This window comes from Methylobacterium sp. UNC378MF (genome assembly GCF_900103195.1).
Classification (GTDB): Bacteria; Pseudomonadota; Alphaproteobacteria; order Rhizobiales; family Beijerinckiaceae; genus Methylobacterium.
This window is the reverse complement of the sequence record NZ_FMWU01000028.1, coordinates 1-26,690: the sequence shown is the minus strand read 5'-3', so window position 1 is coordinate 26,690 and position 26,690 is coordinate 1. Positions and strand designations below refer to the sequence as shown.

The 26,690-nt window shown below is 68.8% G+C and carries 20 protein-coding genes and 1 tRNA gene; 2 read left to right on the top strand and 19 right to left on the bottom strand.

Going from position 1 to position 26,690, the window contains the following annotated elements:
* Window positions 1–44: 44 nt before the first annotated feature.
* The 3 genes from BLT59_RS24365 to BLT59_RS24355 are packed head-to-tail and all read right to left on the bottom strand — an operon-like array spanning window position 45 to window position 3,401.
* The gene (locus tag BLT59_RS24365) at window positions 45–851 is read right to left on the bottom strand and encodes an SDR family NAD(P)-dependent oxidoreductase (RefSeq protein WP_091786980.1); all 807 of its coding nucleotides are present in this window, start codon (window positions 849–851) and stop codon (window positions 45–47) included.
* A gap of 32 nt (window positions 852–883) precedes the next feature.
* On the bottom strand, window positions 884–1,651 hold the full coding sequence (locus tag BLT59_RS24360) for an enoyl-CoA hydratase-related protein (RefSeq protein WP_091786983.1): 768 nt from the start codon (window positions 1,649–1,651) through the stop codon (window positions 884–886).
* 10 nt (window positions 1,652–1,661) lie between these two features.
* Window positions 1,662–3,401 carry an acyl-CoA dehydrogenase family protein gene (locus tag BLT59_RS24355; RefSeq protein WP_091786859.1) on the bottom strand — a complete coding sequence of 580 codons (1,740 nt, stop codon included), beginning with the start codon at window positions 3,399–3,401 and terminating at the stop codon, window positions 1,662–1,664.
* Window positions 3,402–3,537: 136 nt separating this feature from the next.
* On the opposite strand from BLT59_RS24355, the gene BLT59_RS24350 reads away from it, so the two are divergent.
* On the top strand, window positions 3,538–4,536 hold the full coding sequence (locus BLT59_RS24350; protein ID WP_091786976.1) for an L-threonylcarbamoyladenylate synthase: 999 nt from the start codon (window positions 3,538–3,540) through the stop codon (window positions 4,534–4,536).
* A gap of 132 nt (window positions 4,537–4,668) precedes the next feature.
* Here BLT59_RS24350 and wrbA read toward each other — a convergent pair whose 3' ends face one another.
* The gene (wrbA, locus tag BLT59_RS24345) at window positions 4,669–5,271 is read right to left on the bottom strand and encodes an NAD(P)H:quinone oxidoreductase (protein WP_091786857.1); all 603 of its coding nucleotides are present in this window, start codon (window positions 5,269–5,271) and stop codon (window positions 4,669–4,671) included.
* 137 nt (window positions 5,272–5,408) lie between these two features.
* On the opposite strand from wrbA, the gene BLT59_RS24340 reads away from it, so the two are divergent.
* Window positions 5,409–6,281, top strand: a complete 873-nt coding sequence (locus BLT59_RS24340) for a LysR family transcriptional regulator (protein ID WP_091786856.1) — start codon at window positions 5,409–5,411, stop codon at window positions 6,279–6,281.
* 6 nt (window positions 6,282–6,287) lie between these two features.
* On the opposite strand, the gene greA is transcribed toward BLT59_RS24340, so the two are convergent.
* The 15 genes from greA to tuf form a co-directional block, all read right to left on the bottom strand.
* Entirely contained in the window at window positions 6,288–6,761 is a 474-nt protein-coding gene (gene greA / locus BLT59_RS24335) for a transcription elongation factor GreA (RefSeq protein ID WP_091786854.1), read from the bottom strand.
* Between the two features lie 107 nt (window positions 6,762–6,868).
* The gene (locus BLT59_RS24330) at window positions 6,869–7,855 is read right to left on the bottom strand and encodes an acrylyl-CoA reductase (NADPH) (RefSeq protein ID WP_091786852.1); all 987 of its coding nucleotides are present in this window, start codon (window positions 7,853–7,855) and stop codon (window positions 6,869–6,871) included.
* 67 nt (window positions 7,856–7,922) lie between these two features.
* A complete protein-coding gene (locus BLT59_RS24325) occupies window positions 7,923–8,507 on the bottom strand; it encodes a hypothetical protein (protein ID WP_091786846.1) in 585 nt (194 codons plus the stop codon).
* Window positions 8,508–8,719: 212 nt separating this feature from the next.
* Window positions 8,720–9,817, bottom strand: a complete 1,098-nt coding sequence (locus tag BLT59_RS24320) for a cell wall hydrolase (protein WP_091786843.1) — start codon at window positions 9,815–9,817, stop codon at window positions 8,720–8,722.
* A gap of 411 nt (window positions 9,818–10,228) precedes the next feature.
* A complete protein-coding gene (rpoC, locus tag BLT59_RS24315) occupies window positions 10,229–14,440 on the bottom strand; it encodes a DNA-directed RNA polymerase subunit beta' (protein WP_091786973.1) in 4,212 nt (1,403 codons plus the stop codon).
* Window positions 14,441–14,618: 178 nt separating this feature from the next.
* Window positions 14,619–18,743: a DNA-directed RNA polymerase subunit beta gene (gene rpoB / locus BLT59_RS24310; RefSeq protein ID WP_091786840.1), complete on the bottom strand. Its 4,125-nt coding sequence runs from the start codon at window positions 18,741–18,743 to the stop codon at window positions 14,619–14,621.
* A 245-nt stretch (window positions 18,744–18,988) separates the two neighbouring features.
* A complete protein-coding gene (gene rplL, locus BLT59_RS24305) occupies window positions 18,989–19,366 on the bottom strand; it encodes a 50S ribosomal protein L7/L12 (protein WP_091786837.1) in 378 nt (125 codons plus the stop codon).
* 49 nt (window positions 19,367–19,415) lie between these two features.
* On the bottom strand, window positions 19,416–19,934 hold the full coding sequence (gene rplJ, locus BLT59_RS24300; protein ID WP_091786833.1) for a 50S ribosomal protein L10: 519 nt from the start codon (window positions 19,932–19,934) through the stop codon (window positions 19,416–19,418).
* 832 nt (window positions 19,935–20,766) lie between these two features.
* Window positions 20,767–22,410 carry a B12-binding domain-containing radical SAM protein gene (locus BLT59_RS24295; RefSeq protein WP_091786830.1) on the bottom strand — a complete coding sequence of 548 codons (1,644 nt, stop codon included), beginning with the start codon at window positions 22,408–22,410 and terminating at the stop codon, window positions 20,767–20,769.
* A gap of 191 nt (window positions 22,411–22,601) precedes the next feature.
* A complete protein-coding gene (gene rplA, locus BLT59_RS24290) occupies window positions 22,602–23,300 on the bottom strand; it encodes a 50S ribosomal protein L1 (protein WP_043348287.1) in 699 nt (232 codons plus the stop codon).
* A gap of 11 nt (window positions 23,301–23,311) precedes the next feature.
* Window positions 23,312–23,761 (bottom strand): 50S ribosomal protein L11, encoded by a 450-nt coding sequence (gene rplK / locus BLT59_RS24285; RefSeq protein ID WP_043385646.1) that lies wholly within the window; start codon window positions 23,759–23,761, stop codon window positions 23,312–23,314.
* A 217-nt stretch (window positions 23,762–23,978) separates the two neighbouring features.
* Window positions 23,979–24,512, bottom strand: coding sequence for a transcription termination/antitermination protein NusG (gene nusG / locus BLT59_RS24280; RefSeq protein WP_012320778.1), 534 nt, complete (start codon window positions 24,510–24,512; stop codon window positions 23,979–23,981).
* 73 nt (window positions 24,513–24,585) lie between these two features.
* Window positions 24,586–24,882 (bottom strand): preprotein translocase subunit SecE, encoded by a 297-nt coding sequence (secE, locus tag BLT59_RS24275; protein WP_012320779.1) that lies wholly within the window; start codon window positions 24,880–24,882, stop codon window positions 24,586–24,588.
* 182 nt (window positions 24,883–25,064) lie between these two features.
* Window positions 25,065–25,141: transfer RNA gene (locus BLT59_RS24270), tRNA-Trp, on the bottom strand.
* A gap of 358 nt (window positions 25,142–25,499) precedes the next feature.
* Window positions 25,500–26,690 carry an elongation factor Tu gene (tuf, locus tag BLT59_RS24265; RefSeq protein WP_091778141.1) on the bottom strand — a complete coding sequence of 397 codons (1,191 nt, stop codon included), beginning with the start codon at window positions 26,688–26,690 and terminating at the stop codon, window positions 25,500–25,502.

Genomic DNA, 26,690 nt, shown 5'->3' with positions numbered 1-26,690 from the left:
CCGCGACGCTGCGGGTCACGTCCGCCAGACGGCGCTGGAAGCCGTCACGGCCCGACTCGAAACCGCTCCGGTTGCGTTCCATCGGCGTCGGTGAAACCGTAGATCGGAGCGAGGTCGCCGGCATGCAGCACGGTGCCGGCCCGGGCGGCGATTGCGGGGTCGGCGGCCAGGGCGGCAAGCGCCCGGCCGGCATAGAGCGGGCTCTCGGTGGCGTGCTGCGCCTGACCGAGATCGCGCGCCCGCTCGGTGGCGACGAAGCCCGGCGAGAGTCCGAGCGCGGTGACCCCGTGGGGGGCGAGTTCCCGGGCGAAGGCCAGGGTCAGCCGGTTGGTGGCGGCCTTGGCGGAATCGTAGAACACGTCGCCGAGATATTCCTCGGTCCCGAAGGAGACGAGCGCGAGCAGGCCGGCGCGCGCCGCCACCATGGCGGGGGCGACCGCACGGGCGAGCAGCAGGGCCGGCAGCGGCCCGGCTTCGAGGAGGCCGAGATAGGGCTCAGCCGAGCGACGCCAGAACGGCGTGCCCCAGCCGGCGCCGTCCGGGTAGCGCTCGCCGTCGTAGCCCTCGTTCCCGCCCCAGACGCTGCAGGCCGCGACGTCGATCCGTCCGAAGCGGCGCAGCATCCAGTGCACCAGGGTGTCGGTGGCGCGCTCGGAGCGGTGGTCGCAGAGGTAATGGTGCCCGCGCCCGCCGGCGGAATCGACCAGCCGGGCGGTGTCCTCGATCGCCTCGGACCGCATCTCCGTGCGCGGGCCGGTCTCGCTGGAGCGGGCGGTGACGATCACGGTGGCCCCCGCCTCCCCCAGCGCCCGGGCCAGTCCCCGGCCGACGCCCCGCGAGGCGCCCGCCACGAGGCAGATCTTCTGGGAGAGGTCCGGTGGGCTCACGCCGAGGACGCGGGCTTCGACCGCGACAGGAAGGCGGCGAGCCGGTCCTGGGATTCGGACGAGCGCAGCTGCGCGTCGAAGGCCTTGGCCTCCGCCTCCAGGGCCGCCTCGACCTGCGCCTGGTCGCCCCGGATCAGCGCCCGCGACGCCGCCAGCGCCCCGCGCGGCAGAGCGGCGAGGCGCGTCGCCTGCGCGATCGCCTGCTCGACCAGCATGTCGGCCGGCAGCACCGCGTTGACGAGGCCGAGCGCCTGCGCCTCGTCGGCCTCGAGCGGCCGCGACAGGAGCAGCAGCTCGGTCGCCTTGAGCCGGCCGACCCGCAGGGGCAGCAGGTAGCTCGACGCCGCCTCGGGCACGAGGCCGAGTTCCACGAAGGGCATCCGCAGCCGCGCCGCCGGGCTCGCGTAGACGAGGTCGCAATGCAGGCAGAGCGTCGCACCGATGCCCACCGCGATCCCGTCGACCGCCGCCACCATCGGGGTACGGGTCCGGGCGAGCTGGCGGATGAAGGCGAGGGCCGGCGAGGCGCTGAACCCGTCCCCGGCATGACCCATGAAGTCGGCCAGGTCGTTGCCGGCGCTGAACATGCCGGGCTGCCCGGCGAAGACCACGGCGCCGATCGCGTCCGACGCGTCGGCCCCGGCCAAGCCTTCCCGCATGGCGTCGTACATGGCGCCGGTGAGCGCGTTCTTCTTCTCGGGACGGTTCAGGGTGATCAGGCGGACGCCGCCCTGGAGGTCGTCGATCGCGACAGTGTCGGCCATGATCCGCTCCTCAAACCGCCAGCGCCAGCGCGGCATCGTCCGTGAAGGCGCCGCCCGCCACGACGGTCTGCTCCAGGCCCCCGGCCGCGGTCAGCAGATTCTCGGCGTAGAAGCGCGCGAGGGCGATGCGGGCGGCATGCGCCGGGTCGGTCTCGCCGGCCTTCAGCGCGGCGCTCGCGGCGAGCGCGCTTCGGGCGAGGCAGGCGCCTCCGAGAGCCAAGCCGAACAGGCGCAGATACGGCGTCGCCCCCGCCAAGGCCGCCTCGGGACGGTTCGAGGTCAGCGCGGCGAGCTGGTGGCTCGTCGCCCGGTCGAGGCTGCCGATCCCGTCCCGCAGCCGCGCCGCCATGTGGCCGAAGGCGGGATCGCCGGCCTTGAGCAGCCCCTCCGCGGCCCGGCGCATCCAGGCGATCTGCGACCGCACGGTGCCCCCGCCGTTCAAGGGCAGCTTGCGGGCGGTGAGGTCGATGGCCTGGATGCCGTTGGTGCCCTCGTAGATGCCGAGGATGCGGGCGTCGCGCATGAGCTGCGCCGCCCCGGTCTCCTCCACGAAGCCCATGCCGCCATGGACCTGCACGCCGAGCGAGGTCACCTCGTTGGCGAGGTCGGTGGCGAAGGCCTTCGCCACCGGGGTCAGCAGCGAGGCCCGGTCCAGGGCCGCCTGCCCCTCCGGCCCCTTCGACGCGTCGAGGGCCGCGGCGGTGAGGTAGCAGATGGCGCGGGCGGCGGCCGTCGAGGCCTTCATGGTGAGCAGCATGCGCTGCACGTCCGGATGCGCGACGATCGGGCTCGTCGCCTCGGCGGCTCCCATGGCCTTGCCCTGGCGACGCTCCTGCGCGTAGGCGAGCGCCCGCTGGGTCGCGGCCTCGGCAACGCCGACGCCCTGCAGGCCGACATTGAGCCGAGCGGCGTTCATCATCGTGAACATGCAGGCGAGGCCCCTGTTCTCCTGGCCGATCAGCCAGCCGGTGGCGCCGCCATTGTCGCCGAAGGCCATGGAGCAGGTCGGCGAGGCATGGATGCCGAGCTTGTGCTCGATTCCGGAGCAGCGCAGGTCGTTGCGGGTGCCGTCGGGCAGCACCTTCGGCACCAGGAACAGGGAGATGCCCCGCGTGCCGGCCGGCGCGTCGGGCAGCCGGGCCAGGACGAGGTGGACGATGTTGTCGGCGAGATCGTGCTCGCCGTAGGTGATGTAGATCTTGTTGCCGGTGATCCGGTAGGTCCCATCGCCCGCAGGTTCCGCCCGGGTCCGCAGCAGCGCGAGATCGGACCCGGCCTGCGGCTCGGTCAGGTTCATGGTGGCGGGCCATTCGCCCGAGACCAGCTTCTCGAGGTAGCGCGCCTTCAGGTCGTCGGAGCCGTGGGCCGCCAGCGCCTCGATACCGCCCTGGGTCAGGAGCGGGCAGAGGCCGAAGGCGAGGTTGGCGCCGTTCCACATCTCGGTGCAGGCGGCCTCGATCAGCTTCGGCAGGCCCTGGCCGCCGTGATCGGCCTCGGCCGAGAGCCCGTTCCAGCCGCCCTCCGTGAAGGTGCGATAGGCCTCGCGCCAGCCGGGCGGCGTGGTGACCTGCCCGTCCGCGAAGGGGGTGCCGTGCCGATCGCCGACCCGGTTGAGCGGCGCGATCACGCCGGCGGCGATCCGCCCGGCCTCGGTCAGGATCGCCTCGGCGTCGTCGGGATCGACCGAATCGAGCCCGGCCACGTGCCGGAGCGTGAAGAGCATCTCGGGGACCGGGGCGCGGTAACTCATACGATCCTCCCGTGTTGCGGCCCGCCCGCTCGTTCGATCCGGGGCGGGTTTGACCGCGCCCGCGCACCGGCGCTAGGGCGGGCGAGGATAGGCGCGCGGCGCGCGCGCCGCCATGACCTCGGAGACGGCTTCCCGCATGAATGATCCCGGGTCAACGGTCCCGGCCGCGACCCGGCGGCTTCCCCCCGATGCCGGCGGCGTCGCGGAGGCCGCCGCCCTCCTGCGGGCGGGACGCCTCGTGGCCTTCCCCACCGAGACCGTCTACGGCCTCGGGGCGGATGCCACCGACCCCGCCGCGGTGACAGGCATCTTCGCCGCCAAGGCGCGGCCGCGCTTCAACCCGCTGATCTCGCACCTGCCCGACGCGGCGGCGGCCCTGGCGGAGGGCGTCTTCGACGCGCCGGCGCGTCGCCTCGCGGAGGCCTTCTGGCCCGGCCCCCTGACCCTGGTGGTCCCGGCGCATGCGGGCACGCGGGTCTGCGACCTCGCCCGCGCCGGCCTGCCGAGCCTCGCCCTGCGGGTGCCGGCCCATCCGCTCGCGCAGGCCCTCCTCGCACAGGTCGGGCGGCCGGTCGCCGCGCCCTCGGCGAACCGCTCGGGGCGGGTGAGTCCGACCCGGGCCGCCCACGTCCTCGACGATCTCGCCGGCCGGATCGCCGCCGTGCTCGACGGCGGCGACACGCCGGTGGGCGTCGAATCGACCGTGGTGGCCTGCCTCGGCGGCACGCCGCGTCTGCTGCGGCCGGGCGGCATCACCCGGGCGGCGCTCCGGGACGTGCTCGGCCTCGACCCGGCGGCTCCGGAGCCGGCGGATGCCGACCGGCCGGCGGGGCCGGGCATGCTCGCCTCACATTACGCTCCGCGGGCGCGGGTCCGGCTGGACGCAACGCGGATCGAGCCCGGCGAGGCGGTTCTGCTGTTCGGGTCCCACCTCCCGGCCGGTCACGAGACTGCGCGGGCGAGGCTGAACCTGAGCCCGGCGGGCGACCCCGCGGAGGCCGCCTCGCGGCTGTTCGGCGCCCTGCGCGACCTCGATGCCTCAGGGGCCGAGACCATCGCGGTGGCGCCGATTCCCGAGGCTGGCCTCGGGGAGGCGATCCGCGACCGCCTCGCCCGGGCAGCCGCGCCACGCTGAGGCCGGAAATTTTTCGCCGGCAGCGGAACAGACTTCGCGCTGACCCGTTTATTGATCACGAAGGCCTTCTCAGCCCCCAATGGCCTTTTTCCTTTCAGGCTCGGAGCAATCCGAGCCTTTTTTCTTGGCTACTCAGTCTCGGGCCAGCTTGGCGGCAATGCCCGCCACGTGGCGGCCCTGGAAACGGGCGCCGTCCAGCTCGACGGCACTCGGCTGACGGGATCCGTCTCCGTCCGCGATCGTGCTGGCACCGTAGGGGGTGTTGCCCTTGACCGCCTCGACGCCGGCCTGGCCCTGGAAGCTGTAGGGCAGGCCGACCACCACCATGCCGTGGTGGAACAGCACCGTGTGGAAGCTCGTCAGCGTCGTCTCCTGGCCGCCGTGCTGCGAGGCCGTGGAGGTGAAGACCGAGCCGACCTTGCCGACCAGCGCGCCCTTCATCCAGAGCCCGCCGGTCTGGTCGATGAACTGCTTCATCTGCGAGGCCATGTTGCCGTAGCGGGTCGGCGTGCCGAAGATGATCGCGTCGTACTGAGCCAGCTCGTCGACGGTGGCGATCGGCGCCGCCTGATCGAGCTTGAAGTGGCTCTGCCGGGCGACCTCCTCCGGGACCAGCTCCGGCACACGCTTCACGACGACCTCGGCCCCGGTCTCGCGGGCGCCTTCGGCAACGGCATAGGCCATCTGCTCCACGTGTCCGTAGGTCGAGTAGTACAGCACCAGAACCTTGGCCATGTGACGATCTCCATCGGGGGTCTTGGGGGGCCGACCGAATCATCCGGCGGCGCGGTGCCTACCCATGGCGCGTTTTGGATCTTGCATGAATGCCATCGGATGCAAGAATGGTCTTGCATTGACGCAAGGACCACGGCGTGGCGCTCGACTGGGATGCGTTCCGTTTCGTCAAGGCGGTGGCCGACCGGGCCGGCCTGACGGCGGCCGCCGAGGATCTGGGAATCAATCCGTCAACCGCCTTCCGGCGCCTGGGCGCGCTGGAGGCGCATCTCGACGTCCGCCTGTTCGAGCGTTTGCGCACCGGCTACGTGCCGACCGCGGCCGGCCGGGCGATGATCGAGGCGGCGACACGGATCGAGACGGATGTGACGGATTTCGCGCGCTCGGTGGCGGGTCTGGGGGAAACGCCGTCCGGCGAATTGCGGGTGACCGCACCGGCCAGCTTCGCGACCGGCCTGCTCATGCCGATCCTCATGAGCTTCCGCGCCCGGTATCCGAAGATCCACCTCAACCTGATCCTGGCCGAGGAGGCGCTGAATCTGTCCCGCCGCGATGCCGACGTGGCAATCCGCGCGAGCCGCGACCCGAACGAGACACTCGTGGGACGGCGGCTCAGCGGAATCGCCTGGGCCGTCTACGGCCAGGCCGGCCGGGATTATGGCGACCTTGCCCAGGAGACCTGGATCAGCCCCGCCGCGACGGTGGCGGGCGGCCTGCTGGCGCGCTTCGTGGAGGCGCGGGCGGCACCCGAACGGATCGCGTTGCGGATCAACACGGTCACGGGCCTCGACGCGGCGGTGGCCGCCGGGATCGGGATCGGCCCGCTGCCCTGCTTCGGGGCCGACCCCGATCCGGCGCTGCGACGGCTCTCGGGTCCGCATCCGGAACTCGGCGTCGGTCTGTGGCTGCTGACGCATCCGGACCTGCGCCACGCGGCCCGGGTCCGGGCCTTCATGGAGCATGTCGCCGAGGCGATCCTGCCCCTGCGGCCGCGCTTCGAGGGTCGTTGATCCGGCTCAGCGGATCTCGACGACCTCGACCTCGTGGCCGTTCACCTCGACCACGTCTCCGATCGTCTTGCCGGTGATCGCCCGGGCCAGCGGGGCGACGTAGGAGATCGAACCCTTGTGCGGGTCGGCCTCGTCCTCGCCGACGATCCGGAAGGTCTGCCGGGTCTCCTTGCCGGAATCGTCCTCGCGCACCACCGTGACGGTCGATCCGAACTGGACGGTATCACCGCTCCTGGGCTCCACCACCTGCGCGGTGTTCTTCCGGGCCGCCCAGTAGCGCAGATCGCGCCCGATCCGGGAATCCTCGGCCTTGTCGGCCGGATCCAGGGAGGCGACCTCCTTCTCCAGGCGCGCGACCTCGGCCTCGATCTGGGCGAGCCCCTCGGGCGTGACGAAGTTGGGGTGGGGCGAGATCGGGCGGTCCGGAAGGTTCTCGAACGCTTCCCCGCCCTCGGGCTCTTTGACGAATGCAACGCTCATGAAGACATCAACACGCGAGATATGGCAAAGGTTCCCGCCATGCCGCGGAAATCCGCCGGCGGCGGCCTGACGGAGCAGGATCGGTCGGGCTCCTGAAGCCGCCCGCGCTAACCCACGTCCACCACGGTTCGGCCCCGCACCTTCCCGGCCAGGATCGCCTCCCCGAGCCGGCCGACCTCCGCCAGGCCGACCGTGCTGGTCATGGCGGCGAGCTTGCCGAGATCGAGGTCCCGCGCGAGCCGCGCCCAGGCCTCGCGACGCTTCGGCTGCGGGGTGGTGACGCTGTTGATGCCGAGGAGCGAGACGCCGCGCAGGATGAAGGGCGCCACGGACGTCGGCAGGTCCATGCCCTGCGCCAGCCCGCAGGCGGCGACGGCGCCGTCGGCCTTGGTCATGGCGAGGACGTTGGCGAGCGTGGTGGAGCCGACCGCGTCGACGCCCGCCGCCCAGCGCTCCTTGCCGAGCGGCTTGCCGGGCTTCGACAGCTCGGCCCGGTCGAGGATCTCGGCCGCGCCGAGCCCCTTCAGGTACTCGGACTCGCCGTCCCGGCCCGTCGAGGCGATCACATGCCAGCCCGCCCGGGCGAGGAGCGCCACGGCGACCGAGCCGACGCCGCCGGAGGCACCGGTGACGATGACCGGCCCGTGCTCCGGCTTCACCCCATGGGCATCGAGCGCCATGCAGCACAGCATCGCGGTATAGCCCGCGGTGCCGACCGCCATGGCCTGCCGGGGCGTCAGCCCTTCGGGCAGCGGCACCAGCCAGTCGCCCTTGACCCGGGCGCGCTGCGCATAGGCCCCGAGATGCGTCTCGCCGACGCCCCAGCCGGTGAGCACGACCGCGTCGCCCGGTTTGTAATCCGGGTGATCCGATGTCTCGACGACCCCCGAGAAGTCGATCCCGGGGATCATCGGGAAGCGGCGCACCACCGGCGACCTGCCGGTGAGCGCGAGGCCGTCCTTGTAGTTCAGGGTCGAGTGCGTCACCCGCACGGTGACGTCGCCGTCCATGAGGTCGGCGTCGTCGAAATCCCGGAAGGCGAGGCTCTGGCCGGCCTCGTTCTTCTCGACCACCCAGGCCTTGAACGTCCCCATCGTCACCTCCCGTGTTGCGCGGTGAGGTGTGGCCGGGACGTCCGGAATCAAGCCGCCGGGGGGCGGATCAGTAGCCCTCGTACCGGCTGCCCGTGTAGAAGCCGAGGCCGACGCCGATATCCGACGCGCTGGCCCCGGTGATGCCGAGGGCATCCGGGATCGAGCCGACCAGCGGCCCGCCATAAGCGGCAGGCCGGTAGCCGTAACCGCCGCCGATCGGCGCCCAGCCGGCCCGGGCGGGCGCCACGAGCACGCGACGGCTCACGCTGGCATATTCCGGCGGGATCGTCTCGGGGATCGTCTGCGCCGGGCGGACCAGCACGGTCCGGCTGCGCACCGCGAAGCGCGGCGGCGTCGTCACCCAGCAACCGATCAGTTCGCCGCCGGGGCCGCGGCTCGTCTGCCAGTAGCGGCCGCCGGGCGAGACCATCACGCGCTCGGACACCGTGTCGTAGACCGGCGGCGTGGTGCGGTAGATCGTGCGGGGCGGCCGCACCAGCACGTTCTCCTGAACCGTGTCGTAGACCGGCGGCGTGACGACGCGGCGATAGCATTCGGAGCCGTAGCAGCCGCCGGCCTGGGCGGGAGCGGCGAGAAGCACGCCGCCGAGGGCGGCGGCGAGGAGGGCGGTGCGAGCGACCGGCGCGGTCATGGAAGTCCTCTGATACGCATTACTACGAGACGCGGCGCGGACGCGGCGCTCGTCTCGACGTACCAGAGGCCAGACTCGTTGCCCGGCGCGCAAGCATTATCAGGAACGAAGGTAAAATTAACCCTTGGTTTCGACTGCTTAGGCGTCGCCTACCTAGGTAGCATTGTTCGGATTTTTGCCACTCTCTTTTATGAAGTCAGGCCGGACCCGCCTCAGGTCTGCCCGGCCCGCAGCTGGTAGAAGATGTGCCGGCCGATCACGTCCATCTTGCGCAGCCGGCGCGCCCAGCCCGGACGCACGTAGTCGGCATGGTAGTGGGTCGCGGCGCCGACCTCGGCGAGGTAGGTCCGACCCTCGATCACCGAGCGGGCGATCCGGGTCGCCGATTCCCAGGCGCCGGCATCGGTGATGCGCAGGGACTTGCCCTCGCAGGCGAAGGAGAATTGGCAGCCCATGTAATGATGCCGGTTCTGGTAGACGACGCCGCAGACGCTCGCCGGGTACAGGCCGCTCTTCACGCGATTGAGCACCACCTGGGCCACGGCGGCCTGGCCCGCCTCGGGCTCGCTCCGGGCCTCGAAATAGACCGCCTCCGACAGGCAGCGCTGCTCCTTGTCGAGGGCATTCGGGTCGATCAGGTCGGCGTAGCGCCGGCGGGCATCCTCGGGGACCGGCTGGGCACTGTCCGGGCGCTCGGTGCGGAGTGCGAAATCGGGGAGCGCGAGGCTGGCCGCGGCGATCTCGACGGGGATCGCATCCGCTGGCGCGGGCGTCGTGGAGGATAGGGCGATGGCCCGGGGCACCGGCGGCGTCGAGCCGTCGAAGCGCTCGGGACCGCCATCCTCGGTGAGATCGGCTGTCCCCTCGCCCGTGGAGGCGGCGGTGCCGGCGCCGGTGGTCAGGCCGAGATCGGGCACGGGGATGAAGGTGGCCTCCGGCTCGGAATCCGGATCCCAGACGGCGGCCCCCTGGGTCAGCACGCCGGTGACGCTGCCGGTGACGTCGCCGAAGACCAGGGCGCCGCCCGCCTCCCGCAGGTTCGCGGCCCGCCGCGCGAAGCTCTCGGCCGGCGGCCGGGCTGGATTGCCCTTGCCGCCCCGCTGCACCACCGGGAAGACATGGGCACCGGTCTTGAACACCGCCTGAGGCGGCTCGTCGCCGAGGGGGCGCAGGGCGGATCCGATCAGCAGGGTGCCGGGCGGCAGGGGGGGGACGGTCTGGGCGTCGATCACCCCGAGCCGGCTCGCGCCGATGGCGTTCTCCGTGCCGGCATCGGCGGTGAACGACACCAGGAGGCCGAGTCCGACCATCCAGGGCGTCAGCGCCGCCGAGAGCCAGCGCAGGCTCGATTCCCGTCCTCGTCTCGTGCCCACGACGCCAGACCCGCACTCACGCACCCGAACCGGCCCGATCCTCCCCGTTTCCAGGGTGTTTCTGCGGCCGCGCAGGATTTATCGCCCGGTATGGTTGAGCCGTGGTTAAGGCCGGATGGTCGCGCGTGTCCTGATACGGTTCCGGGTTGAACGCTGCGGTTGACGCTTCCCTCCCCGTCATCACGAGCGGAGCGAAGGGACCCAGGGCAGCGGGACGTCAGGAAGCGTGGCGCCCGCCCTGGATTGCTTTGCTCCCCTCGCAAGGACGGCCGCACTGGAAAAGGCACGCCGCAAAGAAAAAGGGCGGCCCGAAGGCCGCCCTCTCTCATCTCAATCCTGCCTGTCGCTTCACTCGGCGGCGGCGGGCGGCAGCTCCTCGACCGGCATCGCGCCGCTCTCGGTCTGCTTCTGCTGCAGGATCATCGCGTCGCGGCGGCGGGCGATGGAGCGGATATCCGCCACCATCGAGCCGGTGCCGGCCGGGATCAGCGACCCGACGATCACGTTCTCCTTCAGGCCTTCCAGGGTGTCGACCTTGCCGTTGACCGCCGCCTCGGTGAGGACGCGGGTGGTCTCCTGGAACGAGGCCGCCGAGATGAACGACTTCGTCTGCAGCGACGCCTTGGTGATGCCGAGCAGGACCGGAACGCCCTGGATCGGCTTCTTGCCCTCGGCAAGCAGCTTCTCGTTGAACTCGGTCAGCTCGGTCCGGTCGATCTGGTCACCCGAGAGGATGTCCGAGTCGCCGCCATCGGTCACTTCGACCTTCTGCAGCATCTGCCGGACGATCACCTCGATGTGCTTGTCGTTGATCGACACGCCCTGCAGCCGGTAGACCTCCTGGATCTCGTTGACGAGGTAGGCCGCGAGTTCCTCCACGCCCTTGATCGCCAGGATGTCGTGCGGAGCGGGGTTTCCGTCGACGATGTAATCGCCGAGCTCGACCACGTCCCCGTCCTGCAGGTGGATGTGCTTGCCCTTCGGGATCAGGTACTCGACCGCCTCCGAGCCGTCATGCGGCGTCAGCGTGAGCCGACGCTTGTTCTTGTAGTCGCGGCCGAACGCGATGGTGCCCGACTTCTCGGCGATGATCGCCGCGTCCTTCGGGCGCCGTGCCTCGAACAGCTCCGCCACCCGCGGCAGACCGCCGGTGATGTCGCGGGTCTTGGCCGAGTCGGTCGAGACGCGGGCGAGGATGTCGCCGGCATTGACCTTCGCGCCCGGATCGAAGCCGATGATGGCGTCGACCGGCAGGAAGTAGCGGGCGTCCGAGCCGCGGGGCAGCTTGAGCGCCTTGCCGTCCCGATCGACCACGACCATCGCGGGCTTCAGGTCCGAGGTCCGGGCCGAACCGCGCCAGTCGACGACGACGCGCTTGGCGATGCCGGTCGACTCGTCGGTGGTCTCGGTCATGGACTGGCCGTCGACCAGATCCTCGTAGGCCACGATGCCGTCGACCTCGGTGAGGATCGGACGGGTGTAGGGATCCCACTCGGCGATCCGCTGCCCGCGCTTGATCTTGTCACCCTCGTCGACCCGGAGCTTGGCGCCGTATTGCAGGCGGTGGACCGCCCGCTCGACCCCGTCCGACCCGACGACCACCACCGCCACGTTGCGGCCGGTGGCGATCAGATCGCCATCGGAGTTCTTGGCGATCGCGCGGTTGCGGATCCTGATCGTGCCCTCGAAGCTCGACTCGATGAACGACGAGTCGGCGATCTGGGCCGCACCACCGATGTGGAAGGTGCGCATCGTGAGCTGCGTGCCCGGCTCGCCGATCGACTGCGCCGCGATGACGCCGACGGCCTCGCCCATGTTGACGGGCGTGCCGCGGGCGAGGTCGCGCCCGTAGCAGGTGGCGCAGACGCCGCTCTTGGTGGCGCAGACCAGCACCGAGCGGATCTTCACCTCCTGGATGCCGGCAGCGTTGATCGCCGGCAGGTGCCGCTCCTCGATGGTCTCGCCGGTCTTGACGATCACCGTGCCGTCCGCGGCCACCAGATCCTCGGCCGTGGCGCGGCCCAGGATGCGGGTGGCGAGCGTCGCCACGACCTGGCCGGCATCCACGATGGCGCGCATCTTGATGCCGTTGGTCGTGCCGCAATCCACCTCGCGGATCACGGCGTCCTGGGCCACGTCGACGAGGCGGCGGGTCAGGTAGCCGGAATTGGCGGTCTTCAGGGCGGTGTCGGCCAGGCCCTTACGGGCACCGTGCGTGGAGTTGAAGTACTCCAGAACGTCCAGGCCTTCCTTGAAGTTCGAGATGATCGGGGTCTCGATGATCTCGCCCGACGGCTTGGCCATGAGGCCGCGCATCGCCGCGAGCTGCTTCATCTGGGCAGGCGAGCCACGGGCACCCGAGTGGCTCATCATGTAGATCGAGTTGACCTGCTTGTCCGCACCGTGCTCGTCCTTCTGGACGGCCGAGATGCGGCCCATCATCTCGGCGGCGAGCTTGTCCGAGCACTTGGCCCAGGCATCGACCACCTTGTTGTACTTCTCGCCCTGAGTGATCAGGCCGTCGTTGTACTGCTGCTCGTAATCCTTCACGAGCGCGCGGGTCGTGTCGACGATCGACCACTTGTTCTCCGGCACGACCATGTCGTCCTTGCCGAACGAGATGCCGGCCTTGAACGCGTGGTTGAAGCCGAGTGCCATGATCCGGTCACAGAAGATCACCGACTCCTTCTGACCGCAGTGGCGGTAGACGGTGTCGATCATCGCCGAGATCTCCTTCTTGGTCATCAGCTTGTTGACGACGTCGAAGGGCACCTTGGCGTGCTTCGGCAGGGCACCGGACAGGATCACCCGGCCCGGCGTGGTCTCGTAGGTCTTGGTCAGGGGGTTGCCGTCCGGGCCGATGCCGGTCCAGCGCCACTTGATCTTGGTGTGCAGCGACACGGCCTTGGCGGCGAGCGCGTGCTCCAGTTCGCCCATGTCGCCGTAGACGCCCTGCATCGGGTTCTTGGCGTTGCCCGGCTTGAACTCGCCCGGCGCGCCCTCGGCCACGATCGACAGGTAGTAGAGGCCGAGAACGATGTCCTGCGACGGCACGATGATCGGCTGACCGTTGGCCGGGTGCAGGATGTTGTTGGTCGACATCATCAGGACGCGCGCTTCCAGCTGCGCCTCGAGCGACAGCGGGACGTGCACGGCCATCTGGTCGCCGTCGAAGTCGGCGTTGAACGCGGCGCAGACCAGCGGGTGCAGCTGGATCGCCTTGCCCTCGATCAGCTTCGGCTCGAAGGCCTGGATGCCGAGGCGGTGCAGCGTCGGCGCGCGGTTCAGCATCACCGGGTGCTCGCGGATCACCTCATCGAGGATGTCCCAAACCTCCGGCTTCTCCTTTTCGACCAGCTTCTTGGCCTGCTTGACGGTGGCCGAGAAACCCTTGGCGTCGAGGCGCGCGTAGATGAACGGCTTGAACAGCTCCAAAGCCATCTTCTTCGGCAGGCCGCACTGGTGCAGCTTCAGCTCCGGGCCGACCACGATGACCGAGCGGCCCGAGTAATCGACGCGCTTGCCGAGCAGGTTCTGGCGGAACCGGCCCTGCTTGCCCTTCAGCATGTCGGCGAGCGACTTCAGGGGGCGCTTGTTGGCACCCGTGATGACGCGGCCGCGGCGGCCGTTGTCGAACAGGGCGTCGACCGCCTCCTGCAGCATCCGCTTCTCGTTGCGGATGATGATGTCGGGCGCGCGCAGCTCGATCAGCCGCTTCAGGCGGTTGTTGCGGTTGATGACGCGGCGGTACAGGTCGTTGAGGTCGGAGGTCGCGAAGCGGCCGCCGTCCAGCGGGACCAGCGGGCGCAGGTCCGGCGGGATCACCGGCACGACCGTGAGGATCATCCACTCCGGCTTGTTGCCCGACTGCTGGAACGCCTCGATGATCTTGAGCCGCTTCAGGAGCTTCTTGGGCTTCAGCTCCGAGGTGGTGACCGCGATCTCCTCGCGCAGATCGTTGGCGATCTTGTCGAGGTCGAGCTCCTGCAGGATGCGCCGGATGGCCTCGGCGCCGATCATGGCGGTGAACGAGTCCTCGCCGTACTCCTCCTGCGCGCGCAGGTACTCCTCCTCCGACAGGAGCTGACGCTCCTTCAGGGGGGTGAGACCCGGCTCGATGACGCAGTACGACTCGAAGTACAGGATCCGCTCAAGGTCCTTGAGCGCCATGTCGAGCAGCAGGCCGATGCGGGAGGGCAGCGACTTCAGGAACCAGATATGCGCGACGGGGGCGGCCAGCTCGATATGGCCCATGCGGTCGCGCCGGACGCGCGCGAGGGTGACCTCGACGCCGCACTTCTCGCAGATGACGCCCTTGTACTTCATGCGCTTGTACTTGCCGCACAAGCACTCGTAATCCTTGATCGGCCCGAAGATGCGCGCGCAGAACAGACCGTCGCGCTCGGGCTTGAAGGTCCGGTAGTTGATCGTCTCCGGCTTCTTGATCTCGCCGTACGACCAGGAGAGGATCTTCTCCGGGGACGAGATCGAGATCTTGATCTGGTCGAAGCTGACCGGCGTGGCCTGCTGGTTGAAAAGGTTCATGACCTCTTGGTTCATGATCCGCTCCTTGTTGACGCCGGCAGCCCCGCGCCGGGCCACCGCGTCCTGAAAAAGGTCCGGCGCCGCACCCCGCACGGGCGCTGCTCACCGTCGTCAAACACGGAAGGCCCCTCCCCTTCCCGCTCGACCGTGGCGGCGGCACTCCGCCGCCACGGGAGGTTTTTTGCGACTGGCTTTACTCGGCCGCGTCCGCGGGCGGCTCCAGCTGATCGTTCGCGGCCTTCTTCGAAGACGTCAGCTCGACGTTGAGGCCGAGCGAGCGCATCTCCTTGACGAGCACGTTGAACGACTCGGGGATGCCGGCCTCGAACGTGTCGTCGCCGCGGACGATCGCCTCGTAGACCTTGGTGCGGCCGGCCACGTCGTCCGACTTCACCGTGAGCATCTCCTGCAGCGTGTAGGCCGCGCCGTAGGCCTCCAGCGCCCAGACCTCCATCTCGCCGAAGCGCTGACCGCCGAACTGCGCCTTGCCGCCCAGCGGCTGCTGAGTGACGAGCGAGTACGGGCCGATCGACCGGGCGTGGATCTTGTCGTCCACGAGGTGGTGCAGCTTCAGCATGTAGATGTAGCCCATCGTGACCTTGCGGTCGAAGGGCTCGCCGGTCCGCCCGTCGTAGAGCGTCGACTGCGCCGAGCGGTCGAGACCGGCCATCTCCAGCATCTGCTCGATGTCGGCTTCCTTGGCGCCGTTGAACACCGGGGTGGCCATCGGCACGCCGCGGCGGACGTTGTTGCCGGCCTCGGCCAGCTCCTCGTCCGTCAGGCCGTCGAGCTCGCCCGGGGAGTAGATCGCCGTCATCTCCTCCCGCAGCGGCGCGATGTCCTGCGTCTTCAGATAGGCGTCCACCGCCTTCGACACCTTGCGACCCAGGCCCGCAGCCGCCCAGCCCAGATGCGTCTCCAGGATCTGGCCGACATTCATGCGCGAGGGCACGCCCAGCGGGTTGAGCACGATGTCGGCATGCGTCCCGTCCTCCAGGAACGGCATGTCCTCGATCGGCACGATCCGCGACACGACACCCTTGTTGCCGTGACGGCCGGCCATCTTGTCGCCCGGCTGGATCTTGCGCTTCACCGCCACGAAGACCTTGACCATCTTCATGACGCCGGGCGGCAGCTCGTCGCCGCGCTGCAGCTTCTCGACCTTGTCGAGGAAGCGCTGCTCGAGGCGCTTCTTCGACTCGTCGTATTGCTTCTGCATCGCCTCCATCTCGGTCATGAGACGGTCTTCGATGACGGCGAACTGCCACCATTGCGAGCGCGGATAGTCGTTGATCAGCTCGCGGGTGAGCGTGGTGTCCTTCTTGAAGCCCTTCGGGCCGGCCACCGGCGCCTGACCGATCAGCACATCCGCCAGACGGGCGTAGGTGTTGCGGTCGAGGATCGCCTGCTCGTCGTCGCGGTCCTTGGCGAGCCGCTCGATCTCCTCGCGCTCGATCGCCTGGGCGCGCTCGTCCTTGTCGACGCCGTGGCGGTTGAACACCCGGACCTCGACGATGGTGCCGGTGACGCCCGGCGGCACCCGCAGGGAGGTGTCGCGCACGTCCGAGGCCTTCTCGCCGAAGATGGCGCGGAGCAGCTTCTCCTCCGGCGTCATCGGGCTCTCGCCCTTCGGGGTGATCTTGCCGACGAGGATGTCGCCCGCGTTCACCTCGGCACCGATATAGACGATCCCGGCCTCGTCGAGGTTCTTGAGCGCTTCTTCCGAAACGTTCGGGATGTCGCGGGTGATCTCCTCCGGCCCGAGCTTGGTGTCGCGGGCCATCACCTCGAATTCCTCGATGTGGATCGAGGTGAACACGTCATCCTTCACGATCCGCTCGGAGAGCAGGATCGAGTCCTCGAAGTTGTAGCCGTTCCACGGCATGAACGCGACGAGCACGTTCCGGCCGAGCGCCAGCTCGCCAAACTCGGTCGAGGGACCGTCGGCGATGATCTCGCCCTTCTTCACGAACTCGCCGACGCGGACCAGCGGCTTCTGCGTGATGCAGGTCGACTGGTTGGAGCGCTGGAACTTCTGCAGGCGGTAGATGTCGACGCCCGGCTTGTTGGCGTCGGCCTCCTCGGTGGCGCGGATGACGATACGGGTGGCGTCCACCTGATCGATGATGCCGGCACGCCGGGCCGCGATGGCGGCGCCGGAATCGCGGGCGACCACCGCCTCCATGCCGGTGCCCACGAACGGGGCGTCGGCGCGGACCAGCGGCACCGCCTGGCGCTGCATGTTCGAGCCCATGAGCGCGCGGTTGGCGTCGTCGTTCTCGAGGAACGGGATCAAAGCCGCGGCGACCGAGACGAGCTGCTTGGGCGAGACGTCCATGAGGTCGACGCGCTCAGGCCCGACGACGATCACGTCGCCGGCCCGACGGCAGACCACGAGGTCCTCCGTCAGCTTCTTGTTCTCGTCCATCTGGGCGTTGGCCTGGGCGACATAGTACTTCGCCTCCTCCATGGCCGACAGGTAGGCGACCTCGTCGGTGACCACGCCGTCGCGCACGCGCCGGAACGGGGTCTCGATGAAGCCGTACTTGTTCACCCGCGCGAAGGTGGCGAGCGAGTTGATCAGGCCGATGTTCGGGCCTTCCGGCGTCTCGATCGGGCAGATGCGGCCGTAATGGGTCGGGTGCACGTCGCGCACCTCGAAGCCGGCGCGCTCGCGGGTCAGACCGCCCGGGCCAAGCGCCGAGAGGCGGCGCTTGTGCGTCACCTCGGAGAGCGGGTTGGTCTGATCCATGAACTGCGAGAGCTGCGACGAGCCGAAGAACTCGCGCACGGCCGCGGCCGCGGGCTTCGCGTTGATCAGGTCCTGCGGCATGACCGTGTCGATGTCGACCTGGCTCATGCGCTCGCGGATGGCGCGCTCCATGCGCAGGAGGCCCAGACGGTACTGGTTCTCCATGAGCTCGCCCACCGAGCGGACGCGGCGGTTGCCGAGGTGGTCGATGTCGTCGACCTCACCCTTGCCGTCGCGCAGCTCCACGAGCGCCTTGACCACCGCCAGCATATCCTCCTTGCGGAGGGTGCGGACCGTGTCGGCGGCGTCGAGATCGAGGCGCATGTTCATCTTCACGCGGCCGACGGCCGAGAGGTCGTAGCGCTCGGAATCGAAGAACAGCGAGTGGAACATCGCCTCGGCGGTCTCGAGGGTCGGCGGCTCGCCCGGGCGCATGACCCGGTAGATGTCGAACAGCGCGCCCTCGCGGCTGGAATTCTTGTCCACCGCCAGCGTGTTGCGGATGTAGGGACCGACATTGACGTGGTCGATGTCGAGCACCGGCAGCTCGGTGATTCCGACCTCCTCCAGGCTCTTCAGGAGCTTGTCGGTGATCTCCTCGCCGGCCTCGGCCCAGATCTCGCCGGTCTGCGCGTTGACCAGATCCTCGGCGATGTACTGGCCGATGAGATCCTCGTCGGTCGCCTTGAGGAACTTGGTGCCCTTCTCGGTGATCTGACGGGCGTTGCGGGCGTTGAGCTTCTTGCCCGCCTCGAGCACGACCTCGCCGGAATCGGCGTCGATCAGGTCGACGGTGGCCTTCATGCCCTTCATGCGCTCGGCATCGAACGGCACGCGCCAATCGGCGCCGTCCCGGTCGTAGACGACCCTGTTGTAGAAGGTCGACAGGATCTCCTCGCCGTCGAGCCCGAGGGCATAGAGCAGCGACGTCGCCGGCAGCTTGCGCTTCCGGTCGATGCGGACATGCACGATGTCCTTGGCGTCGAACTCGACGTCGAGCCAGGAGCCCCGGTAGGGGATGATGCGGGCGGCGAACAGGAGCTTGCCCGACGAGTGGGTCTTGCCCTTGTCGTGGTCGAAGAACACGCCCGGCGAGCGGTGCATCTGCGAGACGATGACGCGCTCGGTGCCGTTGACGATGAAGGTGCCGTTCTCCGTCATCAGGGGCATGTCGCCCATGTAGACGTCCTGCTCCTTGATGTCCTTGACCGACTTCGCCTGGGTGTCGGGATCGACATCGAACACGATGAGGCGGAGCGTCACCTTCAGCGGCGCCGCGAAGGTGATGCCGCGCTGGCGGCACTCGTCCACGTCGTATTTGGGCGCCTCGAACGTGTAGCGCACGAATTCGAGAAGGGCCGTGGCGGCGAAGTCGGAGATCGGGAACACCGACTTGAACACGCTCTGCAGTCCCTCGTCGCCGCGCCCGCCTTCGGGCTCGTCGACCATCAGGAACTGGTCGTAGGACGCCTTCTGAACCTCGATGAGGTTCGGCATCTCGGCAACTTCCTTGATCTTGCCGAAGAACTTCCGAATGCGCTTGCGACCGACCAGCGTGTTGGCCATGTGACCTCGCTCCTACCCGCGTACCTCTCGCCCGGGGAAGCGTTCCCGACAGGGACCTCCCGCACCGGGCCGCGACGCGCGCCCCGCCGGGCCGCGCCACCGAACCGAATGTCTCGCCGGCCCCTTTCGGGACCATCCGCCGAAGCGGCCTAAAGCCCGCGGGTGCAACACCCGCGGGCTCCGGTCACGACAGGCCCGAAACGGACCTTCGTGGGGTGATGGGCCGGTCCCGGCCCATCGTCGACTTACTTGAGCTCGACCTTGGCGCCAGCCTTCTCGAGCTGAGCCTTGAGCTTCTCGGCCTCGTCCTTGGCGACGCCTTCCTTGACCGGCTTCGGCGCGCCCTCGACCAGGTCCTTGGCTTCCTTGAGGCCCAGGCCGGTGATCGCGCGGACCTCCTTGATGACCTCGATCTTCTTGTCGCCGGCGGAGGCCAGGACAACCGTGAACTCGGTCTGCTCCTCGGCGGCGGCGGCGGCGCCACCGGCGGCCGGACCGGCAGCGACGGCGACGGCAGCGGCGGCCGAGACGCCCCACTTCTCTTCGAGCATCTTGGCCAGGTCAGCGGCCTCGAGCACGGTCAGCGAGGACAGGTCGTCGACGAGCTTGGCAAGATCAGCCATTTTCAATTCCTCTCAGATATCGGTTCGAACAGGTGATTTTTGAAGGGCCTCAGGCGGCCTCGTCCTTCTTGGCATAGGCCCCGAACACGCGGGCGAGCTTGGCAGCCGGCGCGTTGACGACCTGAGCGATCTTCGTCGCGGGCGCCTGTACGAGGCCCACGATCTTGGCGCGCAGTTCGTCGAGGGACGGGAGCGAGGCGAGAGCCTTCACGCCGTCCGGGTTCAGGGCGGTCTTCCCCATCGCGCCGCCGAGGATCACGAGCTTGTCGTTGACCTTGGCGAAATCCACCGCGACCTTGGCGGCAGCGACCGGGTCGCCGGAATAGGCGAGCAGGGTCGGGCCCTTCAGGAGCGGCTTGATGGAGGCGACGTCCGTGCCATCGAGTGCGATGCCGGCGAGGCTGTTCTTGGCGACCTTCACGGTGGCGCCAGCCTGCTTCATCTGCGAACGCAGCTTCTGCATGTCGGCGACCGTGAGGCCCTTGTAGTGGGCCACGACGACGACGGCGCTCTGATTGAACACGCCGTTGAGCGTCGAGACGAGATCAGCTTTAGCTGTCCGGTCCACTGGGCTCTCTCCGGTTGGCGGAACCCGGTGTCGGGTCCGCCGGTTGCACATGCCGCCCGGACGTGATCTCGGCCGAAAGACCGGGAACGTCCGAACGACGCTTCGCGGCCCTGTCCCCGCGCGCACCCCTGGAGGCCGCCTCGGGCGAGTTGGTTCAAACCGACACCTCTCCGCAGCCGGGGGCCGAGGCGAGGCTTTTCGAATTCGGTCTTCCCCGTCTGTGCAGGCTGGCGGATTAAGCCGGCGAACCGGCACCTGCAGTCTCGGACAGGACATGGCCGGACAAGGCTCCGCGGGGCTCGTCGCCCCCTGGATCCTGCCGGCCTTTGCCACCCGGTTGCCCGGGCGACATTTCGAGCGGAAACCGGCCGATTGGCCGTTCTCCTTCCGTGAGGATGAAATGCGTGAGGCGCGGTGTATAGAGCCTAGCAAGCCACCTGCCAAGGGCCGAAGCGCGACTTTTCCGCCGCAGGCAAGGACTTGCGCAGGAGAAGAGCCCGAGACGCATGGGTAAGCGGTTCAGGCGCGTCCCGCGGCCCCGTCCGCCGCACGATGACCTCTCCGACAGCCGGATCTCGAACGCGGGTCGGTCAAGACCGACCGATATCCAATCCTCCACCTCATCCTGGGGTGCCCGCTTCAGCGGGCCTCGAACGAGGGCTCCAGAACCCGCTGCGATCCCTGGAGGCCTCCTTCGAGGCCTCCGCTGCGCTCCGCCACCTCAGGATGAGGTCAAGACCGGCATGTCCGTCGCACCGGCCGCACCTCCGGCCTGCCGATGGCCTGCCGAACCTCGAGGCCGGTCCGCGGGTCGTCGCATTCGGGATCCAAACTACGCCGCCTCGCGCTCGGGAACCAGTTTGCGCCTCGCGGCCTCCCACCAGCTCCGGTCGCGGGCTTCCTTCGCCTCCGCGGCCTTGGCGGCGTAGAAGGAGGCGTTGTGCTCGCCGCGCAGGGCCTCGCGGGTGAAGCGGATCAGGTGATGGGCGACGAAGCCCATGTTGAACACGGCCTCGATCTGCCCCCGCTTCAGCGCGTAGCCGGCCGCGCTCCAGAACGGCTTGCGATAGTCCGAGAAGATCCCGACCCGGGTGATGATGTTGAAGCCGAGGATCAGACCCCGGCGCAGGTTGGTGAAGGTCAGCTTGCCGGCGGTCGGCGTGGTGATCCGGTTCGGATAGGTCACCGCGCATTGGTGCTTGAAACGCTCGAAGATCCTCTCCGGATCGTAGGCATGCGCGATCGCCCGCCGCCAGCTGCTGACCACGGAATCGTGGGGGCGCTTGAACAGGACGTTCGATTCCAGGCTGGCATCGTGGAGGAGCCGGCCTTCGCGCTCTAGCCGGTCCCAGAGCGGGGTCTTGGGCAGGGCCTGGAGCAGGTTGATGGTCAGGACCGGAATCGCCGAGCGGTCGATGAAGTCGATCAGGTTCTGCTCGGATTTGTCGGTGTCGGAATCGAGGCCCAGGATGATGCCCGAGGTCACCTCGAGCCCGTAGGAATTGAGGGTCTCGATCGCCTCGTACATCGGCACTGCGGCGTTGTGGGTCTTGTCGATGCCCTTGAGCGCCTCCGCCTCCGGCGTCTCGATGCCGACGAACACCGTCATGAAGTTCGCCTGCCGCATCAGCTCGAGGATCTCGGGCTGCTTGGCCATGTTCAGCGTCGCCTCGCAGGCGAACTGCAGCGGGTAATTGTTCTTCTTCTGCCATTCGACGAGATGCGGCAGCATCTCGCGGGTCGCCTTGCGATTGCCGATGAAATTGTCGTCGACGAAGTAGACCACCGCCGGATGGCCCGGCTGGCTGATGATGGCGTCGAGTTCGGCGCACATCTGCTCCGGACTCTTCAGGCGCGGCTGGCGGCCGTAGAGCTGCGGGATGTCGCAGAACTCGCAGCGATAGGGACAGCCCGACGAGAATTGCAGGGAGCCGATCAGGTAGCGCTTGAGCGGCGCCGCCTCGTAGGCCGGGGCCGGGAAATCCGCGAGGGCGAGTCGGTCCTTCGTCTCCAGCACCATCTGGGCGGGCGGCGGCGTGAGGTCGGCGTCGAGGCGCGCGACGAGCTGATCGGTGGCATCGCCGATCTCGCCGATATGGAGGTAGTCGAAATCACGATACTTCTCGGGCGCCCCCGAGACGGAGGGGCCGCCCAGCACCGTGACCTTGCCGGCCGCGTGAGCGCGGTCGCGGATGTCGTGGATCTGCGGCTCCTGGATGTGCATGCCGGAGACGAAGACCGCGTCCGCCCAGGCGAAATCGGCCGGACCCGCGCGGCGGATATTCTCATCGATGAACCGGCATTCCCACGCCTCCGGCATGTAGGCCGCGATCAGCAGCAGCCCCTGCGGCGGCATGAACGCCTTCACCCCGCCCATTAGCGGGTAGGCATGGGAGAATGTCCCGAAGGACGGCGTGTAGGCGGGAAAGACGCACAGGATGCGTCGCTTGGAGGTGACCGTCAGGGTGCATCGCATGATGGGATATCTAGCACAGCCGTGCCGGTTGGCGCCCCCCTCCGGAGTTAAGAATGGCGTGAGGGACATGGTGCCGCTCTGCGGCAAGCGGTGGCAGGGTCCCGGGCGGCCGCTCCATTGTCGCCCCCGCAACAGAAAACGCCCGGCCGTTTCCGGCCGGGCGCTGCGCCGCGTGGACGATTCGCCTTGCGTCAGGCGGTGAGCACGGTGTTCGGCTCGACCTTCACGCCGGGGCCCATCGTCGAGGTGACGGCGATGCGCTGGACGTAGGTGCCCTTGGCGCCGGCGGGCTTGGCCTTGGCGACCGCGTCCGCGAAGGCCTTGATGTTCTCGACCAGCTTGTCGGCGTCGAACGAGACCTTGCCGACGCCGGCATGGACGATGCCGGCCTTCTCGACGCGGAACTCCACGGAGCCGCCCTTGGCGCCGGCCACGGCACCCTTCACGTCCATGGTGACGGTGCCGACCTTCGGGTTCGGCATCAGGCCGCGCGGGCCCAGCACCTTACCGAGACGGCCGACCAGCGGCATCATGTCGGGGGTCGCGATGCAGCGATCGAACTCGATCTTGCCGCTCTGCACGATCTCCAGGAGATCCTCGGCGCCGACGATGTCGGCACCCGCGGCCTTGGCGTCGTCCGCCTTGGCGCCGCGGGCGAAGACCGCCACGCGCACCGTCCGGCCGGAGCCGTTCGGCAGGTTGCAGACGCCGCGGACCATCTGGTCCGCGTGACGGGGATCGACGCCGAGATTCATCGAGACCTCGACGGTCTCGTCGAACTTCGCGGTGGCCCGCTCCTTCACCAGCTTGATCGCCTCGTCGAGGGGATAGAGCTTGGTGACCTCGATGCCCTCGCGGGCGGCGCGGATGCGCTTGCCTTCCTTAGCCATGATCTCCTCCCTCAGGCCGTGACTTCGAGGCCCATGGCCCGGGCGGAGCCGCGGATCATGGCAACGGCCGACTCGATCGAGTCGCAGTTGAGGTCGGGCATCTTCTTCTCGGCGATCTCGCGCAGCTGCGCCTCGGAGATCTTGCCGACGGTCGGACCCTTGCCGGGGGTCTTCGAGCCGGAGGCCGGCTTCTTGCCGATCTTCAGGCCGACGGCCTTCTTCAGGAAGAAGGTGACCGGGGGCTGCTTCATCTCGAAGGTGAAGGAGCGGTCCTGATACGCGGTGATGATCACCGGGATCGGGGTGCCCTTCTCCATCTGCGCGGTCTTCGCGTTGAAGGCCTTGCAGAATTCCATGATGTTGAGGCCGCGCTGACCGAGCGCGGGACCGATCGGCGGCGACGGGTTCGCTGCGCCGGCCGGGACCTGAAGCTTCACGTAGCCCGTGATCTTCTTCGCCATGGGACTGCTCCCAATGAGAATCCGCCCCCACGCGGCCTGAAGCGCGGCGGGTCGGACGGTTGCAGGTCGCGGTGCGAGCCGTGAATCCCGGAGGCGAGGCCGGGCGGATCTCCCGCGGATGATGCCCCAACCTCAGGAGGATGGGGCAAGTTCGCGGCCGTCGCTCAGCGATGGCCGGAATGATGCGGCGGCCTCAGGGCCGCCGAAATCAGGAAGCTCAGGCCTTCTCGACCTGGGCGTATTCCAGCTCCACCGGAGTCGCGCGGCCGAAGATCGACACAGCCACCTTGAGGCGGGACCGGGCATCGTCGATCTCCTCGACGGTGCCGTTGAAGCTGGCGAACGGGCCGTCGGCGACCCGGACGGTCTCGCCGATCTCGAAGGAGATCGAGGGCTTCGGCCGGTCGACGCCCTCGGCGACCTGGCCCTTGATCCGCTCGGCCTCGGCATCGGGGATCGGAACCGGCTTCGACTTGTCGGCACCGAGGAAGCCCGTGACCTTCGGGGTGTTCTTGATGAGGTGGTAGACCTCGTCGGTGAGGTCGCACTTCACCAGGACGTAGCCGGGGAAGAACTTGCGCTCGGCATCGACCTTCCGGCCGCGGCGCACCTCCACGACCTTCTCGGTCGGGACCATCACCTCGTCGAACAGCTCGGTCAGCCCGCGCTGGGCCGCCTGGTCCTTGATGGACTGGGCGACCTTGTTCTCGAAGTTCGAGTAGGCGTGGACGATGTACCAGCGCTTCGACACGGTTCCGTTCAACTCCGACAAGTCCGCGGGGCCTCCCCCGATCGACGGCGAGCCGCCCTCAGACGCCTCCGATTCAGACGCCCAGGATCAGGCCGACCACGAAGCGCAGGGCCTGGTCCACGACCGTGAAGAACAGGCTTGCGGCCACGACCATCACGAACACCATGATCGTCGTGATCGTGGTCTCCCGGCGGGTGGGCCACGTCACCTTGCGGGCCTCGTCGCGGACCTGCGCGAAGAACTCGCCGGGCGTGGCGCGCTTCTGCGGCGCGCGAGCCGGCGTCGCCGGCCGGGCCGGCGGCGGATTCGCGGGGCCGCGGGCTGCGCCGCGCACCAGGTCCACCTTCTTGGTCGCTTCGTTCGATGCCATGGCGCCAGTGTCTGTGCGTGTTCGGCCCCGAGGCAGAGACCGCATCCGGGAATGCGAATGTCGGCGCCGAGGACCCGGATGGGCCCGCACCGACGGTCGCTTCAGATCTCGGATTGCGCCCGCTCTAGCGCAACTCCCCCGGCTTGTCGACCGGGCCACCGCGCGGGATCGGGCTGAATGTCTGGCAGGAGTGGAGGGACTCGAACCCGCAACCTCCGGTTTTGGAGACCGGCGCTCTGACCAGTTGAGCTACACTCCTAGCGCACCGCCCAATGCCTCATCGCGGCCCGGCTTGCAAGGGGTTACCCGACGCATAGGGATGATCGGAGGCGCAGGAGAGCCGCTTTCGCGGCGCCTCCTGCCGCCGGGTCCCGGGACCCATTCCGCTGGCGCCGCATGCGCCCGGGACAGGGATGGCGCTCTGTCCTGCGCTGCCCCTTCCCCGCAAAGGTGGAGCGAGAGCGGACCCTGATCCGGGATCCAGCGCGACGAGCGCCGCGCGGCGGCTCCGGTGAGACTGACCGGCGACCCGAAACAGCAACGCCGGCCTCCTTCGAGTCGGAGGCCGGCGCGGGAGAGGCGGAGCGGCGCGTGACGCCGCCCCGGACCGTACAGGTTCAGTCGTTGATGGCGGCGACGACGCCGGCGCCGACGGTGCGGCCGCCCTCGCGGATGGCGAAGCGCAGCTTCTCCTCCATGGCCACCGGCACGATCAGCGCCACGTCCATGGTCACGTTGTCGCCCGGCATCACCATCTCGGTGCCTTCGGGAAGCGTGCAGATCCCGGTCACGTCCGTCGTGCGGAAGTAGAACTGCGGCCGGTAGTTGGTGAAGAACGGCGTGTGACGGCCACCCTCCTCCTTGGTCAGGATGTAGGCCTCGGCCTTGAACTTCGAGTGCGGCTTCACCGAACCCGGCTTGCACACGACCTGGCCGCGCTCCACGTCCTCGCGCTTCGTGCCGCGCAGCAGCACCCCGACGTTGTCGCCCGCCTGGCCCTGGTCGAGCAGCTTGCGGAACATCTCCACGCCCGTGACCGTCGTGGTCTGCGTGTCGCGGATGCCGACGATCTCCACCGTCTCGCCGACCTTCACGATCCCGCGCTCGACCCGGCCCGTCACGACCGTGCCGCGGCCCGAGATCGAGAACACGTCCTCGATCGGCATCAGGAACGGCAGGTCGATCGGACGCTCCGGCTGCGGGATGTAGGCATCCACCGTCGCCATCAGCGCCAGAACGGCCTCCTTGCCGATCTTCGGCTCCTTGTCCTCCAGCGCCATCAGCGCCGAGCCCTTGGTGATCGGGATGTCGTCGCCGGGGAAGTCGTACTTCGAGAGAAGCTCGCGCACCTCCAGCTCGACCAGCTCCAGAAGCTCCTCGTCGTCGACCATGTCGACCTTGTTGAGGAACACCACCAGCGCCGGAACGCCGACCTGGCGCGCCAGAAGGATGTGCTCGCGGGTCTGCGGCATCGGGCCGTCGGCCGCCGACACCACCAGGATCGCGCCGTCCATCTGCGCCGCGCCCGTGATCATGTTCTTCACGTAGTCGGCGTGGCCGGGGCAATCCACGTGCGCGTAGTGACGGTTCTGCGTCTCGTACTCCACGTGCGCCGTCGAGATCGTGATCCCGCGCGCCTTCTCCTCCGGAGCCTTGTCGATCTGGTCGTAGGCCGTGAACGTCGCCCCGCCCGTCTCAGCCAGAACCTTCGTGATCGCCGCCGTCAGAGACGTCTTGCCGTGGTCAACGTGACCAATCGTGCCAATGTTGCAGTGCGGCTTGGTGCGGGAGAACTTTTCCTTGCCCAT